This window comes from Streptomyces sp. NPDC003042, from assembly GCF_053591315.1.
Genome location: NZ_JBSFTP010000053.1, coordinates 24,651 through 38,645, shown reverse-complemented (window position 1 = coordinate 38,645; position 13,995 = coordinate 24,651). Strand labels below are relative to the sequence as shown.

Below are 13,995 nucleotides of genomic sequence, written 5' to 3'. Positions count from 1 at the left end.
GGGCCATTCAACTGCGCGGGATCAGTGCATAGGGTGGTTGGCATGACTGACGAGCGGCCGGACCGGCCGGAGCAGCCTCGCGTGCCGGAGCTGAGGGCGTCGGATGCCGACCGGGACCGGGTGGTGGAGCGTCTGCGGGACGCCGTCGCCGAGGGTCGGCTCGACATGGAGGAGTTCGAGGAGCGGCTGGGGGCGGCGTACGCGTCGCGGACGTACGCGGAACTCGAACCGCTGACGGCCGACCTGCCGGGGCCGGGGCCGGGGGTGTCGGTGGCGCCGGTCGCCCCGGTGGCGGGACCGGCGTCGGGCTCGTCCTGGCCGGCCCGGATCGGCGGGGCGGGTACGTCGGCCACGGCGGTCGCCGTGATGTCGGGGTTCCAGCGCAAGGGGTACTGGACGGTGCCGGCCCGCTTCACCGCGGTGGCGTTCTGGGGCGGCGGTGAGCTCGACCTGCGCGAGGCCGACTTCGCGGAGCGCGAGGTCGTGATCAACTGCGTGGCGATCATGGGCGGCATCCAGATCACGGTGCCGCCGGGTGTGGAGGTCGACGTACGGGGCTTCGGGTTCATGGGCGCCTTCGACGACCGGCGCGAGCGCCCGGGTCCGGCGGAACCGGGCGCGCCGCGGGTGGTCGTGACGGGCTTCGCCTTCTGGGGCGGGGTGGACGTCAAGGTGAAGCATCCGAAGGGCTCGAAGGCGGTGGAGGGCGGCGACACGGCCCGCAAGGAGCTGTAGGGCCGCCGGGGCCTCCCGGCGCTGGACCGCCCGCCCGGGACACGCCTGCCGGACGGACCCGTACGGCCCAGTGCCCGCCGGGGACTGGCCCGTACGGCGCCGGGCCGCCCGTGATGTGGCCGTCCGGGACCAGCCCGGCGCCCGGGACGCGCCTGCCTGGACGGGCCTGCCTGGACGGGCCAGCCTGGAGGGACCCGCCAGGTCCCGTGCACGCCCGTTCCCGTGCACGCCCGGGACTGCCCGCCGACGACCCGGCCCGTACGGCGCGGGAACGCCCGGGACGTGCCCGTACGGGACCGGCTCGACGCCCGATACGTGCCCGTACGCGACCGGCCTGGCGCCCGGGTCGGGGCCGCCCGGACCGGTCCGTACGGCGCGCCGGGAACTCCCCGGACCTCCCGGGAGTCGGATGCTATGCAGACGAAACCGGCCACCGGGGGAAGGCAGGAGCCCGTGGAAGACCTGGACGACCGCACCAGAGCCGACGGGGCGGAGGCCACCGTGCCTCCGCCACCGCCGGTGCGCGGCGTGTTCGTGTTCAGCCCGGCCGACGCGGAACGGCAGCGCGGGGTCCGCCGGATGAAGATCACCGCGACGGGTCTGCTGATCCTGGTCGCGCTGGTCTACGTACTGGCCAAGTACGCCCAGCACGGGTGGGGCGCGGGCGGCTGGGCCGGGTACGTCGCGGCGGCGGCCGAGGCGGGCATGGTCGGCGCGCTCGCGGACTGGTTCGCCGTCACGGCCCTCTTCCGGCGTCCGCTCGGCCTTCCCATCCCGCACACGGCGATCATCCCGACGAAGAAGGACCAGCTCGGGGTCACGCTCGGGGAGTTCGTCGGCGAGAACTTCCTCTCCGCGGACGTGGTGCGCGCTCGGCTGCACGCGCTCGGCATCGGCGGCCGGCTCGGCGCCTGGCTGGCGGAGCCCGCGCATGCCGACCGGGTCACGGCGGAGCTGGCCACGGCGCTGCGCGGGGCGCTGACCGTGCTGCGCGATTCCGATGTGCAGGCGGTCGTGGGGGAGGCGATCACGCGGCGGGCCGAGAGCGCCGAGATCGCGCCGGGGATCGGCAAGACGCTGGCGAAGGTCGTCGCGGACGGCGGTCACCGCCGGGCGGTGGACCTGGTGCTCGTCAAGGCGCACGACTGGCTCGTCACGCACGGGGAGTCGGTGATGGACGCGGTCCAGGGCGGGGCGCCGGGCTGGACGCCGCGTTTCGTCGACCGGAAGATCGGCGACCGCGTGTACAAGGAGCTGCTGCGTTTCGTCACGGAGATGCGGGACATGCCGGAGCATCCGGCGCGGGGGGCGGTGGACCGCTTCCTGACCGACTTCGCGTCCGACCTCCAGTCGGACACGCAGACGCGGGCGCGGGTGGAGCGGCTGAAGTCGGAGATCCTGGAGCGCGACGAGGTCCAGGACGTGATCGCCTCGGCGTGGTCGGCCATCCGTACGATGATCATCTCGGCGGCGGAGGACGAGCGCAGCGAACTGCGCCTGCGCGTCCGCTCCTCCCTGCTGGCCCTCGGCGCCCGCCTGGCCACCGACGGCCGGCTCCAGAGGAAGGTGGAGGGCTGGCTGGAGGGCGCGGTGGTGTACGTGGTCACCACGTACCGGACCGAGATCACCTCCCTGATCACGGACACGGTGGCGGGCTGGGACGCGGAACACACCTCCCGCAAGATCGAGGCCCACATCGGCCGCGACCTCCAGTTCATCCGCATCAACGGCACGGTGGTCGGCGCCCTGGCGGGCCTGCTGATCTACTCGGTCTCGCGCGCCTTCGGGGCATAGCGGGTCTCCGCCGGCGGAAACGGCAGCTCCAGCTGTCCGTACCCCCGGGCGGTGACGGCCGGCGGCGCGGCGCGGCTCGCGCCGAGCACGAGGAGTGCGCGCAGGGCGGCGATGACGTCTGCCGGTGTGTCGCGGAAGATCGCGGGCGTCGTGCTGGCGACGAGGACTCCGTGGGATTCCAGGCGGAGGCGGCGGTGCAGGGTGGCCTGCCATGCGTCACGTGTGTAGTGGTACTCGGCGGAGTCGATCTCCAGAGCCACCCCCTCCTCCGGCCAGTACGCGTCCGGGCTGGCCAGGAAGCGGCCCGACGGGCTGTACAGGCGGGCGTTCCAGAGGGGCGTCGGCAGATCCGTGGCCGTGAGGGTGTCGCGAGCGTGGCCCTCGGCGACCGAGCGGACCCCGGCGATCAGTTCGGCGGCTGCGGCCCGGATGGCGGGGCGATTGCGGATACGGCCGGCACGGAGTTCGGCGTGCAGATCGTGTGGGTGGCACCAGCCGCCCTGGACGACGTTGGCCAGTACGGAACGCACCAGATCCGCATCGGCGGTGCGCGCCGCGAAGTCGGCGGCGGCCCGGACCGGGCGGGCGCTGGGCACGCCGCAGACCTGGATGGTCGCGGGCCAGCGCGTGGTGGACCGGGGGCGGACGGGGCCGACGGCCGCGACGGATCGCGGAGAGCGGACGAGTACGTCCAGCGGCTGGGGCGGGGCGTCGCGAATGCCGAGGAGCGCGAGCGCCGCACCGCCGGTGAGCGCGGCGGTGGAGCCGGAGAGCGGATCGGAGACGGGTTCGGCGGCGTAGAGCACCGTGGACAGCGCGCGTTGACGGTGATCGGGCGGGCCGGTCTGCAGGAGGTACACCCGTGGCAGGAGCCGCTGCCAGGGGCCTCCCCGGCGGCTGCGGCCGCTGATCGTGCCGGAGGGGATCCCGGCCTGCTTGAGCTGGTGGTAGGTGACCAGGTTCTGCTGGCGCCGCGCGATGCGAGTGATCATGCCCCCGGTATGCCCGGCTGGGCGCGCCCGATACTCAGGCCGAGGGGTGGTTGGGGGCGAGGAAGACCACGACGCCGTTCTGCGTGCCGGGCAGTGGGGCGACCTCGTGCCAGCCGAGGCGGCGGTACGTGGCGATGGTGTGGGTGGCGACGCGGGCGGTGAGCAGCCAGGCGCGGGCCTCGGGGGCGTCAGCCGTGATCTCGGCGAGCAGGGTGCGGCCCGTACCGTGCCCGCGGGCGTGAGGGCGGACGGCCAGCTCGTCGATCTCCAGGGCCCCGATGAGGAGTTCGCGTACGCGCGGGCGGCCGAGCTGGGCGGCGACCTGGCCGTATCCCCGGTCGGAGGGAAAGGTCTTGGGGGTGAGCCAGCCGGTGGCGAAGCCGTCGATCCCCACTGCGGACTGCGCGATGGCGGTACGGAATCCGGCGCGGCGGGTGTCGGCCTGTAGTCGGGACGAGAACTGACGAATGGTTTCTTCGTTCTCGTTCCACGGCGGGGCGGAGAAGACCTCTTCGTAGGTGTCGACCAGTTCGTCCGACAGGTCGAGGACGGCTGATCCGTAACAGATCACGTGTGCAGCTCCTTGGGCGTCTTGGGCCGTATCGCCCCTCTCGGAGAGCGAATCTACGCCGGAGCGGTTGCCTGAGGTGCTGCTCCTCACATCCGGAGTGTGTGAGACAAATCCGACTTCCGTGCGGGGCCCCGATCCCCCCGTATCGGCCTGGCCGGCGCGGCGTTGAACAACACGTGCCCAACACCCTCCTACACAAAGCACTTCTCGGCCTGGGCGGCTGCGCACTCGTGTTCTTCATCCTGCTGGGCGTCCTGGCCGCGCTCCCCCCTGCCGTCCGCGCCGCCGTCCCGCACGAGGTCCTCGGCGGAGCCGTCCTCGTACTCGGAGCCATGACCACTCGCCGCTTCACCCGGGGCCCGCGCTAGCCTCGGGCCCAACCCGATCAGGCGACCGTCGTGGTGATTCCGTTGCGGGGGTCTTGCGGCGTCCGTATCCTTTCGGGCAACGCGTCGACGGAGACGAGTAGCCACGGATCACGCGAGCAGAGAGAGCCGCCGGCAGCTGTGAAGGCGGACTCGCACCCGAGGTGAAGACCCTCCCGAGCGCGGGGAGGAAAGGCCCACGGGCCCAATGCCCCGCCGGTTTGCCCCCGTCATCGGGCTGAATGAGGCCGCCGCTGTCTGGCGGCGGCAAAGGCGTGGTGGCACCGCGAGTACCCTTCTCGCCCACGCTTCCAAGGGATCATGACGACGCCCCTGGAGGGCTGCGATGATCCACACCACTAGCCGCGTACTGGCTTCTGACCTACGCGCACACGTCGACCAGACCGTCACGGTCTCCGGCTGGGTGAACGCACTCCGGCTGCAACGCAAGATGCAGTTCGTCATCCTGCGGGACCACTCCGGCATGGTCCAGGTGACCCACAAGCGCGACGGCGGCCCGCTCGAAGCCGCCATCGAATCGCTCACCCCGGAGTCCGCCGTCCGGATCACCGGCCGCGTCGTAGAGGCGGCTCAGGTCAACCTGGGCGGTCTCGAGATCGTCCCCGAATCGGTCGAGGTGCTGAACCGGGCAGAGACGCCCCTGCCGATCGACGAGCACACCGGCCCCGAGCACCGACTCGACTGGCGGTTCCTCGACGTACGCAAGCGGGCCACCGCGCAGATGGTGTTCGCCGCGCAGACGACCCTGGAGCAGGGGCTGCGCGAGTACGCCATGCAGAACGGCTGCACGGAGATGCACACGCCGAAGCTGATGGGCACTGCCTCGGAGTCCGGCGCGGAGGTGTTCAAGCTCGGGTACTTCGACCGGTCGGCCTACCTCGCCCAGTCGCCGCAGTTCTACAAGCAGATGGCCGTGGCCGCCGGCATCGACAGGGTCTTCGAGATCGGTCCCGTGTTCCGTGCCGAGCCGTCGTTCACCTCCCGGCACGCGACCGAGTTCACCGGCGTGGATGTCGAGCTGTCGTGGATCTACGACGTCGAGGACGTGATGGTCTTCGAGGAGCGGATGCTCGCCCACGCCATCGCGAAGGTCGCCGAGGTCCACGGTGAGGCGATCCGGGAAGTCTTCGGCGTCGAGGTCGTCGTGCCGGAGGCCCCGTTCCCTCGAATCACGATGGCCGAGGCGCAGGAGATCCTGCGGGCCGGCGGGTGGGACCCGGAGGGCCTCAAGGAGGACCTCGACCCGGAGGGGGAGCGGGCCATCGCCGCCCACATGAAGAAGCTCACGGGCCACGAGTTCGTGTTCATCACGCACTACCCGGCCAGCATCCGGCCCTTCTACCACATGCGTCCGGCGGACCGGCCGGACCTGACGCTCAGCTTCGACCTGATCTGGAAGGGCCTGGAGATCACCACCGGGGCCCAGCGTGAGCACCGCTCCGACGTGCTGCTCAAGCAGGCGGAGGAGAAGAGCATGGACACCGAGCCGATGCAGGACTACATGAACATCTTCCGCTTCGGGTGCCCGCCGCACGGCGGCCTCGGCGCCGGCCTGGGCCGGATCCTGATGGTCATGCTCGGCCTGGACTCGATCCGCGAGGCCGCGTTCCTGTTCCGGGGACCGAACCGCCTCACCCCCTGAGCCAGGGGTAGACGCACAGCTGCCCCACCGCCTGTCTGGCGGTGGGGCAGCTGGGGCTCGCTCAGTACCGGGTGCGGCCGAGGTCGAGGGTCCACGCCTCGGCGGGGTTCTTGTCCCAGTGGTCGCGCAGCGCCAGCTCGCGGTCGGCGTACCGGCCGCGGCGGGACAGGCCGCCGTGGGAAATCGTGACGCTGAGCGCGAGCGGCGATTCGGTGGTGACCCAGTGCGGGGTCAGGGCGTGGCTCCACAGCTGGTCGCCTGGCTGCATCGTCACCGACTGCCGCTGCGCCTCGTCGTGCGGTGGGGGATCTTCGGCGGTGGTCTCACCGAGGACCGCGGCTTCGGGGGACAGGTGCTTGTCGGGGTTGTGGTAGCTGTGGAAGGTCTTGACCCCTTGTACCTGCCAGACCAGACCGTGCGAGTTGTCGTTGTGGTAGGTCGAGGCCGCGCCTTCGGTGGACAGGAACAGGATGGGCGCGCACCGCTGCCACGTGAATCCCTGCGACGACAGGTAGGTGCGCCAGGGCACCATGACCTCGTCCTGGAAGCCGGCCAGGATCTCGCCGTAGAACCGGGCGAGGTTGAAGTGCACCAGGCGGAACGGCCACGTGGCGATCTCCTCGACCGGGGCCGTGCGGAACGCGGCGGTGCGCTCCATGCGCACCGCCCAGTCGTCCTCGCCGAGGACCGTGAAGCGAACCTCCTCGTCCCGGCGGACGTGGTCGAGGATGTCGATCGCCGGCAGGAACAGGTAGTCGAACGGGACGTGCATACGGAAGTTCGGCGGCTGCCTCCAGTGGGTGTTGAAGTCGTCGGGATCGGTGACGGAGACCGACGGTCGCACGTGGACCCCCAAGGTCAGGCCGCCACGCAGTCGCGGGACGCGGGGCGGCAGATGGCGGCGCAGTCGGGTCCGACGCGGTCCGTGGCCGGCGCGTCGAGGAAGGCTCGGATCTCGGTACGTGGGGCGTGAACACTGACCTCGGATGCTCCGTAGGGGCAGTGCCGCACCTCGCCGTCAGCCGACATGTAGAGGGTGGCCGACCGGCAGGGGTGGCTCTCCTCTTTAGACAGCTGTAGCTGCCGCAGGTCGTCGAGGTAGGAGCGGTATCCGTTGGACAGGCGGAAGTACTGGTCGAGTGCCGCCGTGTCGCGGGCCCTCTGCATCAGGGAGTCCTGGATCGATCGGCTGTCCCGGCGCAGGGCGCTTTCGGAGAGGAGGACGGGGCTGAGCTGGACGTCGATCCCCGTTCCCGCCACGAGATCGGCGAGCTGCGCGGCTTCCTCGACGGCCACATCCCAGTAGGTGAGGTGAAGGACTTTCGAGGGGGTGTCGACGGCGTCCAGTGTCGCGACAGCCGAGGCCGCACTCCGGGTGGTGCGGCCAAGCGTCATCGCGCCCTGCGAGTCTGCGGAGACGGTCACGTTGGTCAGTAGGTGACCGACCTCCGCGAGGGCGGTGACCTCAGCCTCCGAGCGTGCCGAGGTCACCATGGACACCGTCATGCCGAACTGGAGGGCCAGGCGGACGAGCTGCCGGAGCTCTGGGTGGTGGGTCGGCTCACCGCCCGTGAGGCACACGCCCTCGACCCCGGTCTCCTTCAACCGCGACAGGGCACGCGTGTACGTGGCGGTGGTGAGGAAGCCGCGGGCGCGGTCGGCCCGGAAGCAGAAACTGCACGCGACCTCGCAGTGCCCCGCCGTCGAGACGAGCGCCGTACGGACGGGGGCGCTCATTGGACCCCCGTGTTGTCCCAGACCGCGATGGCCACGGTGCTGGTGTAGAAGGCGCACATCTGGGGGTCGGGGGTGCTGCCGCCGATGAGCGCCTGTTCGTTGCGGGACGGGCCGCCGCAGATGGCCAGCGCCGGGCAGTCGCCGCACGCGGGGATCGGCGCGACCTTCTTCGTCGCCCTCGTGAGGAGGTCGGGGTCCGAGCGCAGTTCGTCGAGTGTGTGGAGGAACGAGGGCTCGGTGAAGTTGATGTCGCAGACGCTGACCCGGTTGCCCGGCAGCAGGGCGGCGTTGAGGCTGCGGTCGCCCTGCATGTGGTCGAACAGCATCGGCCGACGGGTGTCGAGGGCCTGGAATGCCCGGTCGAGGACGGAGAAGAGCATCCCGCCCTTCCCGAGTGCGGTCAGGCGGGCCTCGTAGAGCTCCCGGGCCAGGTCGGCGCCGTTCACCCGCCACTCGCCCCCGGTGGGGATGGGCGTGTTGACGTAGATGAACTTGAGGCCGAGGTCGTCGATGATCCACTGCACGCTCTCGGCCAAGCGCCCGATGTTCGACGCCGTCGGGGTGAGGTTGCAGCCGACGTGCAGGCCCTTCGCCTCGACCAGGCGCCGGACGTTGCGGCGGATGCGGTCGTCGGCGGGCTGTCCGCCCAGGAGGAGCCGGTTCGCCGAGTTGATCCCAGGCGGGCCGTCGATGGAGATGCCCACGCCGTACTCGCGCTGTACGAAGTGGTCGAGGGCCTCGTCCGTCAGGCGAGCGCCGTTGGTTACAACCGTGCGCCGGACCCGCTCTACGCCATAGCGGGCCGCGAGGGTGTCGGCGAGTTCGTCGCCGTACTGCATGAGGTCGAAGCGGATGGTCGGCTCGCCGCCGAACCACTGGATCGAGACCTCCTCCTGCCCGGCGTTCTGCTCGAACAGGAACTCAAGGCCGGCGGCGAGCTCCTGCTCCGTCATGTCCGGCTTGCCGCTGTTGGTGTCGACGAAGCAGTACGTGCAGGCCATGTTGCAGCGGTCGGTGAGCACCACCCGCAGGCCGCTGATCCGGCGCGGCGTCGGGTCGATACCCAGGGTGTGGAGGCGGTGGTGGAGTGCTTCACGGCGGTCGGCCGCGGGGCCGTCCTGGGTGAAGCCGAGCCCGGCGAGGGCTAAGTGCGTCGCGGTCGGGGGGACCCCGGCGAGGTCAGAGACCTCGCCGGAGTCGAGAAGCACACTCTCCAGCGTGACCGGGTCGAGGAGGACAGCCTCCCCGTCCCGGTCGTACTGGAAGTATTTCCCCCACAGCAGCTGGGGAGTGGCCACTGGGTCAGGCCGCCGTTTCCTCTTCGGCGATGCCCAGCTCGGCCATGACGGCGCGGACCTTGTCCTCGGCGTCGGCCTGGAGCCGGGCGGAGGCCGCGGGGGAACCGCCGTCGGAGAGGACGATCACACCGGGGAGCGTCGGGTTCGGCGCGATGACCGTGAGGCCGGCGGGCTCTGTGCTGATGACCATGACAGCGCCCTCCAGGCTGACCCAGTCGGTGCGGTCCTTCAGGGCCTCCAAGATGCGGCCCTGCTTGTCGCGGAAGGAAGCACGCTCACCCATCCACACGCCCGCCTTGGACTTGGAGTCCACGACGTCCGCGTAGATCAGGTGGTTCTGCTTCTCTTTCCTGGGCTTCGGCATAGCTGATCTCCTTGGTGGAAGGGTGACTGCCCGGGATGGGCAGCTTGGATCCGCTCTGGTGCCGCCGGTCTGGTGCCGTATGGCATCTCGCCGGGTTCGTGCGTGGCGCCCGGGGCGCCGTTCCCCGCCCGGTGTCGACTGCTGGGTCAGCACCGGGCGGGAAGCCTGTTCAGCCCTTCGCGCCTCTGGGCTGTGCCGAGTGGGTGATCGGCTGGAGCAGCTGGAGAGTGTCCGGATCGGCGGTCCATTCCCGACCCGAGTGGTCCAGCGGGCGCATGTGGGCCACCTTCCTGACCGGCCTATCGGTGAGTTTCGATACGTAGATCAGGACCGCGCCCACGGTTCCGCGACGTCCGCTGGAGGGGTGTGCGACGTCCTGGCCGAGGAGCCGGTGCCCGGTGTCCTCCGCGATCCAGACGTTCGCCTCCGTGGTCGTGCTCATTGGGCACCCCCGAGGCCGAGGAAAGCGTCGAACTGGGCGGAGCTCCAGGTGGAGGGATCGCCGTTCCTGCTACGGAAAGCCTCGGCCGCCCGGGGCAGACCGCGGCGCTCCGACGGGGTGCCGGCGTCCGTCTCCAGGTACGGGGCCACGACGGCCTCGTAGCGAGTGTTGGTCGCGCCGGGGGTTCGTCGAGGAAGCCGGGGGCCACTCACGTTTCACTCCCTTTCGCCGGGGGTCTTCGAGGTGGCGTAAGAGTCCTCTTGGTGCGGGTGTCACGGCCATGACGCGGTTGGTGTCATCTGGTGCTCGCCAGGGTGGCCGGGGTGTCATGGAGATGGCACCGCGATGTCATCTGCACGGATTCCATTGCGCAGTAGGGATGTTGAGCAGTAGGCACGAAGTGGAGCGGGGCGCTATGTGGCCCGTCTCCCGACCTTGAGGGAGCTACCGATGGACGAACCGGCGACGCTGCTGCGCGTGTTAGTGCAGCAACGGCATTGGCGTTACAGGGACTTCGTCACGGCGTTCGAGCGCGCGGCCGTACAAGCTGGCGTGCAGGGCATGTCGGTGTCGGAGGCACAGTTCCGGCGGTGGACGTCGGGCCGGATCAAGACCATGCCGGGACCGGACACGTGCCGGGTACTAGAGCCGCTCTTCGGCGTGGACGCCGCGGCGCTCTTCGGGCCACCGCCCGTGCTGTCGACCTCGGCATCGGTGACTCCCACTGCGTACGACCTCGAAAGTGAAATCGCCATGACCGCACGTGACGCCGCTGATGAGGCGGGGGCTGCCGCCGCGCAGTCCGTATCCGACACGACCATCGACCAGCTCCGTGACGACGCCCTGTCCCTCGCCCGCTCGTACGGCGCCGCGAGCGCCTTCGAGGTATTCCGGCGGGCCAGGGTCCTCCGCTCGGAGGCGGAGCACCAACGTGGACTCACCAAGGTGCCTGTGCAGCAGCAGGACCTGCTGCTCGTGGCGGGACAGGCGTGCGCGCTGCTGTCGACCGCCGCGTTCGACCTCGGCGCCCTGGACGACTCGGCACGCCTCGCCCGGTCGGCGGCCCTGTACGGGGAGATGGCCCGGTTCGATCCGCTACGGGCCTATGCCACCGGGTCCTTGGCGATCTGCGCGTACTTCACAGGCCGCCCTTCGGAGGCCGTACGGCATGCGCGGACCGCACTGGCCTACCCCGGACTGGGCGACACGGCCAGGCGGCGGCTGCTGTCCATCGAGGCCCGCGCTCACGGACACCTCGGGGACCGGGAACGGGCCACCCGCGCGCTCGTTGCGTCCACGCGGCAGGACAGCGGCGAGCGGGACGCCCTGCACGACGACGTCGGCGGTGAGTTCGCCTTCAACGAGGAGCGGCTGCTGATGTCCAACGGCACAACCGCCCTGCTCGTCGGCGACGGGGCAGGGGCGGAGGTGACGGCGCAACGGGCGCTGGATCTGGTCGCGTCCCGGCCGCCGGCCCGGCAGTCGGTATCGGTACGGGGCAAGGCCGCGGCCGATCTCGCCGCGGCGCAAGTGCTTCGGGGCGACCTGGACGCGGCAGCGGCGACGCTGGAGACGGTGTGGGTGATCCCGGCGGAACAGCGTGTGGCCGGGCTGTTGGAGCGCACCGGCGGCTTGCGCCGAGCTCTGACGGCCCCCGCGTTCCAGGGAACGCGGGTGGCTGTCACGCTCGGCGAACAGATCGAGGAATTCGGGCGCCTCTCGGCGCCGAGGCAGCTGGGTACGGGGAGCGGGCTCCTTGCCATCGAGCCCTGACCTTGACCCCCGTATCTACGGGTGGCCGAGTGCGGCGAGGATCTGGGCTTCCTTGCCTGGGTCCACTCCGTGCTCGGCCCACCTCGGGTGTTCGACCGGTCGACCGTCTGCCTGCATCCACGCCCAGGTGTCGGCAATGGTGTCGGCGAGCGGACGGCAGCGGAGCCCGGCCGCCACGGCACGGGAGGCGTCCACGGACCACACCCCGGAGTGGGTGCGCCACAGCGGAAGCTCCGTCCACTGCTTCACACCGTGCGCGGTGAGCGTCGCCGCATCGGCCCACACCGGGCTTCCGGTGCTACCGGTGACGGCCAGGCACTCAGCAATGAAGTCGGCCCAGCTGATGCCCTCGGGGTGGGCGATGTTGAACGCCCGGCCAGGGCCATCGGTGTAAGCGGCCTGATCGACCGCGAAGGTGGCGACGTCCCGCACGTCCACGGGCTGGATCACCTGGGCGGCCGGCGCCGGTACGACAATCGGGCCGCCTCGCTGGGCACGCGTGAGCCACCAGGGGAGACGGCCGACGTACTCGCCAGGACCCAGGATCACTCCCGGCCGCAGGAACACCACGTCGTCCCCGAAGGCCGCTCGTACGGCAGCCTCTCCACCAGCCTTCTGGAACCCGTACTTCGTCGGGCTGCCATCGGCGCCTGTGTGCCCGAACGACTCATCGGCGTCCGGCGGGCACTCCAACAGCGGGGAGTCCTCGGTGAGCGGGTGGTGGGGCCACCCCTGATAGACGGACACGGTGGAGACGTGCACCCACCGGGCGGCGGCCGGGCGCAGGATGTCGGTGGCGAGGAGCACGTCACGGGGTGGGAACTCGCTGCTGGAAGTGTCGATCACGGCATCCCATGGTCCGCGTGAGGCAAGCCGCTTCAGGTCGTCGGCGCTCGTCCGGTCACCCCGGACGGTGTCGGCGCCCTCGACCACACCGGAGCGGCCCCGGTTGAACGTCGTTACCTCCCGCCCGCGTCGAAGTGCATCGTCAACGATCGCCCGACCAAGGAACCAGGTGCCACCCATCACGAGAATCCGCATGAGGGCGACCCTATCTACGGCGAGGACATCACGGTTGTGCTTCGGCGAGGCGGCGGCTGCTGGGGCCGACCGAACCCGGTGCGGCCGCCGCGGTCGCTTTGGCTTCCTACGTTGCCGTGGCCACCGCTAGGGCTGCTCGCTCCGCAGCCCTTCCAGGAAGGCACGCCAAGCCTCATCCCTGAACAAAATCGTTCCGCCCATTGGTCGCTTGGAGTCCCGCACGCCGGTCGAGCCGACGAGGAAGGCGGCCTCGACGCACTCGCTGTGCTCGGCCCCACTGTAGGAGGACTTGATCCATGTGGCGCCGCTTATGGATGGGGAAACGGAATGCATTACAACTCCTCATGGACGCGTTTGATCAGGGCTGATGATGCAGCCATGTCCAACGCTTGTGCGCGGAGGTAGTCGAAAGCAAGCCGGTAGCGGACTAGTTCCTGTTCCTGCTCCATGAAGAGTGAGCCGACGTGCGTGTCGATGTAGACGACGTCCAGGGTTGGTTCGGGGCCGCCGATGATCACGAAACTGCCCATGGCGGCAGAGTGTGCCCCCTTGGAGAAGGGCAGCACCTGCAAGGTGATGTGCTGAGACTCATTGGCCTCAAGAAGCCGTTCCAGCTGTCCCTTCATCACCTGCCGCGAGCCCACGACACGACGGATCACCGACTCGTCGAGGATGGCCCACAGGTGCGGAGGCGTGGGGCGGTCGAGGATCTCCTGCCGCTTCATCCGGATATCGACGAGCCGCTCGATCTCCTCGGGCGGCAGTCTCATCTCCGAGGCGTATTGCACGGCCTCTGTATAGCCGCGTGTCTGTAGCAGCCCGGGCACGTACAGGCAGTTGAAGTGGTCCTCTCGCACGGCCTCGCCCTCCAGGGTGAGCAGCAGGTTCATGCTCTCCGGAACCGAGTCGGCGATGGAGTTCCACCACCCTTGCTGCTTCGCGCCCTTCGCAAGTTCCACGACGGCCCTGCGCTCAGCCTCGGTCGCCTCGTACCCCCTGCACAGCGCGTCCACGATGGGCCACTTCACTGGACCTTCCTGGGTCTCGTACCGGCTCACCGTGGCTTTCGACACGCCGACAAGTCGGCCGGCCTCCTCCAGGGTCATGCCCGCGCGAGCGCGCAGCTTGCGCATGGTCGCCCCGAGCTGGCGGCGTCGGGTGGTTGCCCTGGCTGACATGCGTGCAGTCTCCCGAGGTCCTGTCCTGCTGCCGAGTGAAGG

Annotated in this window: 15 protein-coding genes; 5 read left to right on the top strand and 10 right to left on the bottom strand. The window is 70.2% G+C overall.

Going from position 1 to position 13,995, the window contains the following annotated elements; all coding sequences use genetic code 11:
• Window positions 1-42 precede the first annotated feature (42 nt).
• Window positions 43-735 carry a DUF1707 SHOCT-like domain-containing protein gene (locus tag ACWDYJ_RS24135; protein WP_451567674.1) on the top strand — a complete coding sequence of 231 codons (693 nt, stop codon included), beginning with the start codon at window positions 43-45 and terminating at the stop codon, window positions 733-735.
• A 414-nt stretch (window positions 736-1,149) separates the two neighbouring features.
• The gene (locus ACWDYJ_RS24130; protein WP_451567673.1) at window positions 1,150-2,529 is read left to right on the top strand and encodes a DUF445 domain-containing protein; all 1,380 of its coding nucleotides are present in this window, start codon (window positions 1,150-1,152) and stop codon (window positions 2,527-2,529) included.
• Here ACWDYJ_RS24130 and ACWDYJ_RS24125 read toward each other — a convergent pair.
• Complete coding sequence (locus ACWDYJ_RS24125; RefSeq protein WP_451567672.1) at window positions 2,499-3,521, bottom strand: hypothetical protein; 1,023 nt, start codon at window positions 3,519-3,521, stop codon at window positions 2,499-2,501. The genes ACWDYJ_RS24130 and ACWDYJ_RS24125 overlap by 31 nt on opposite strands.
• Window positions 3,522-3,555: 34 nt before the next feature.
• Window positions 3,556-4,092, bottom strand: a complete 537-nt coding sequence (locus ACWDYJ_RS24120) for a GNAT family N-acetyltransferase (RefSeq protein WP_451567671.1) — start codon at window positions 4,090-4,092, stop codon at window positions 3,556-3,558.
• A gap of 176 nt (window positions 4,093-4,268) precedes the next feature.
• Here ACWDYJ_RS24120 and ACWDYJ_RS24115 point away from each other — a divergent pair, with 176 nt between their 5' ends.
• Together ACWDYJ_RS24115 and aspS are read left to right on the top strand one after the other, a co-directional pair.
• Window positions 4,269-4,460: a hypothetical protein gene (locus tag ACWDYJ_RS24115; protein ID WP_451567670.1), complete on the top strand. Its 192-nt coding sequence runs from the start codon at window positions 4,269-4,271 to the stop codon at window positions 4,458-4,460.
• A gap of 343 nt (window positions 4,461-4,803) precedes the next feature.
• Window positions 4,804-6,120, top strand: coding sequence for an aspartate--tRNA(Asn) ligase (gene aspS / locus ACWDYJ_RS24110; protein WP_451567669.1), 1,317 nt, complete (start codon window positions 4,804-4,806; stop codon window positions 6,118-6,120).
• A gap of 61 nt (window positions 6,121-6,181) precedes the next feature.
• Here the strand turns inward: aspS and ACWDYJ_RS24105 are convergent, their stop codons facing one another.
• The 5 genes from ACWDYJ_RS24105 to ACWDYJ_RS24085 form a co-directional block, all read right to left on the bottom strand.
• Window positions 6,182-6,964, bottom strand: a complete 783-nt coding sequence (locus ACWDYJ_RS24105; RefSeq protein WP_451567668.1) for a hypothetical protein — start codon at window positions 6,962-6,964, stop codon at window positions 6,182-6,184.
• A gap of 14 nt (window positions 6,965-6,978) precedes the next feature.
• Entirely contained in the window at window positions 6,979-7,857 is an 879-nt protein-coding gene (locus tag ACWDYJ_RS24100; protein WP_451567667.1) for a radical SAM protein, read from the bottom strand.
• Window positions 7,854-9,155 (bottom strand): radical SAM protein, encoded by a 1,302-nt coding sequence (locus ACWDYJ_RS24095; protein ID WP_451567666.1) that lies wholly within the window; start codon window positions 9,153-9,155, stop codon window positions 7,854-7,856. Before ACWDYJ_RS24095 ends, ACWDYJ_RS24100 begins: the two co-directional genes overlap by 4 nt.
• Window positions 9,156-9,159: 4 nt before the next feature.
• A complete protein-coding gene (locus tag ACWDYJ_RS24090) occupies window positions 9,160-9,519 on the bottom strand; it encodes a hypothetical protein (protein ID WP_266907177.1) in 360 nt (119 codons plus the stop codon).
• Between the two features lie 169 nt (window positions 9,520-9,688).
• Complete coding sequence (locus ACWDYJ_RS24085; RefSeq protein WP_392932886.1) at window positions 9,689-9,961, bottom strand: hypothetical protein; 273 nt, start codon at window positions 9,959-9,961, stop codon at window positions 9,689-9,691.
• Window positions 9,962-10,411: 450 nt separating this feature from the next.
• Here ACWDYJ_RS24085 and ACWDYJ_RS24080 point away from each other — a divergent pair, with 450 nt between their 5' ends.
• On the top strand, window positions 10,412-11,734 hold the full coding sequence (locus tag ACWDYJ_RS24080; RefSeq protein ID WP_451567665.1) for a DNA-binding protein: 1,323 nt from the start codon (window positions 10,412-10,414) through the stop codon (window positions 11,732-11,734).
• Window positions 11,735-11,749: 15 nt separating this feature from the next.
• Here the strand turns inward: ACWDYJ_RS24080 and ACWDYJ_RS24075 are convergent, their stop codons facing one another.
• From ACWDYJ_RS24075 to ACWDYJ_RS24065, 3 genes are all read right to left on the bottom strand, one after another.
• Window positions 11,750-12,760, bottom strand: coding sequence for an NAD-dependent epimerase/dehydratase family protein (locus tag ACWDYJ_RS24075; RefSeq protein WP_451567690.1), 1,011 nt, complete (start codon window positions 12,758-12,760; stop codon window positions 11,750-11,752).
• Between the two features lie 141 nt (window positions 12,761-12,901).
• The gene (locus ACWDYJ_RS24070; protein WP_451567664.1) at window positions 12,902-13,108 is read right to left on the bottom strand and encodes a DUF397 domain-containing protein; all 207 of its coding nucleotides are present in this window, start codon (window positions 13,106-13,108) and stop codon (window positions 12,902-12,904) included.
• On the bottom strand, window positions 13,108-13,953 hold the full coding sequence (locus ACWDYJ_RS24065; protein WP_451567663.1) for a helix-turn-helix domain-containing protein: 846 nt from the start codon (window positions 13,951-13,953) through the stop codon (window positions 13,108-13,110). Before ACWDYJ_RS24065 ends, ACWDYJ_RS24070 begins: the two co-directional genes overlap by 1 nt.
• Window positions 13,954-13,995: the final 42 nt, after the last annotated feature.

What these genes read in the sequence shown, in the direction of transcription:
- ACWDYJ_RS24135 (WP_451567674.1), top strand. Translation starts at nt 43, where the DNA reads ATGACTGACGAGCGGCCGGACCGGCCGGAGCAGCCTCGCGTGCCGGAG.
- ACWDYJ_RS24130 (WP_451567673.1), top strand. Translation starts at nt 1,150, where the DNA reads ATGCAGACGAAACCGGCCACCGGGGGAAGGCAGGAGCCCGTGGAAGAC.
- ACWDYJ_RS24125 (WP_451567672.1), bottom strand. Translation starts at nt 3,521, where the DNA reads ATGATCACTCGCATCGCGCGGCGCCAGCAGAACCTGGTCACCTACCAC.
- aspS (WP_451567669.1), top strand. Translation starts at nt 4,804, where the DNA reads ATGATCCACACCACTAGCCGCGTACTGGCTTCTGACCTACGCGCACAC.
- ACWDYJ_RS24100 (WP_451567667.1), bottom strand. Translation starts at nt 7,857, where the DNA reads ATGAGCGCCCCCGTCCGTACGGCGCTCGTCTCGACGGCGGGGCACTGC.
- ACWDYJ_RS24090 (WP_266907177.1), bottom strand. Translation starts at nt 9,519, where the DNA reads ATGCCGAAGCCCAGGAAAGAGAAGCAGAACCACCTGATCTACGCGGAC.
- ACWDYJ_RS24085 (WP_392932886.1), bottom strand. Translation starts at nt 9,961, where the DNA reads ATGAGCACGACCACGGAGGCGAACGTCTGGATCGCGGAGGACACCGGG.
- ACWDYJ_RS24080 (WP_451567665.1), top strand. Translation starts at nt 10,412, where the DNA reads ATGGACGAACCGGCGACGCTGCTGCGCGTGTTAGTGCAGCAACGGCAT.
- ACWDYJ_RS24075 (WP_451567690.1), bottom strand. Translation starts at nt 12,760, where the DNA reads ATGGGTGGCACCTGGTTCCTTGGTCGGGCGATCGTTGACGATGCACTT.
- ACWDYJ_RS24070 (WP_451567664.1), bottom strand. Translation starts at nt 13,108, where the DNA reads ATGCATTCCGTTTCCCCATCCATAAGCGGCGCCACATGGATCAAGTCC.
- ACWDYJ_RS24065 (WP_451567663.1), bottom strand. Translation starts at nt 13,953, where the DNA reads ATGTCAGCCAGGGCAACCACCCGACGCCGCCAGCTCGGGGCGACCATG.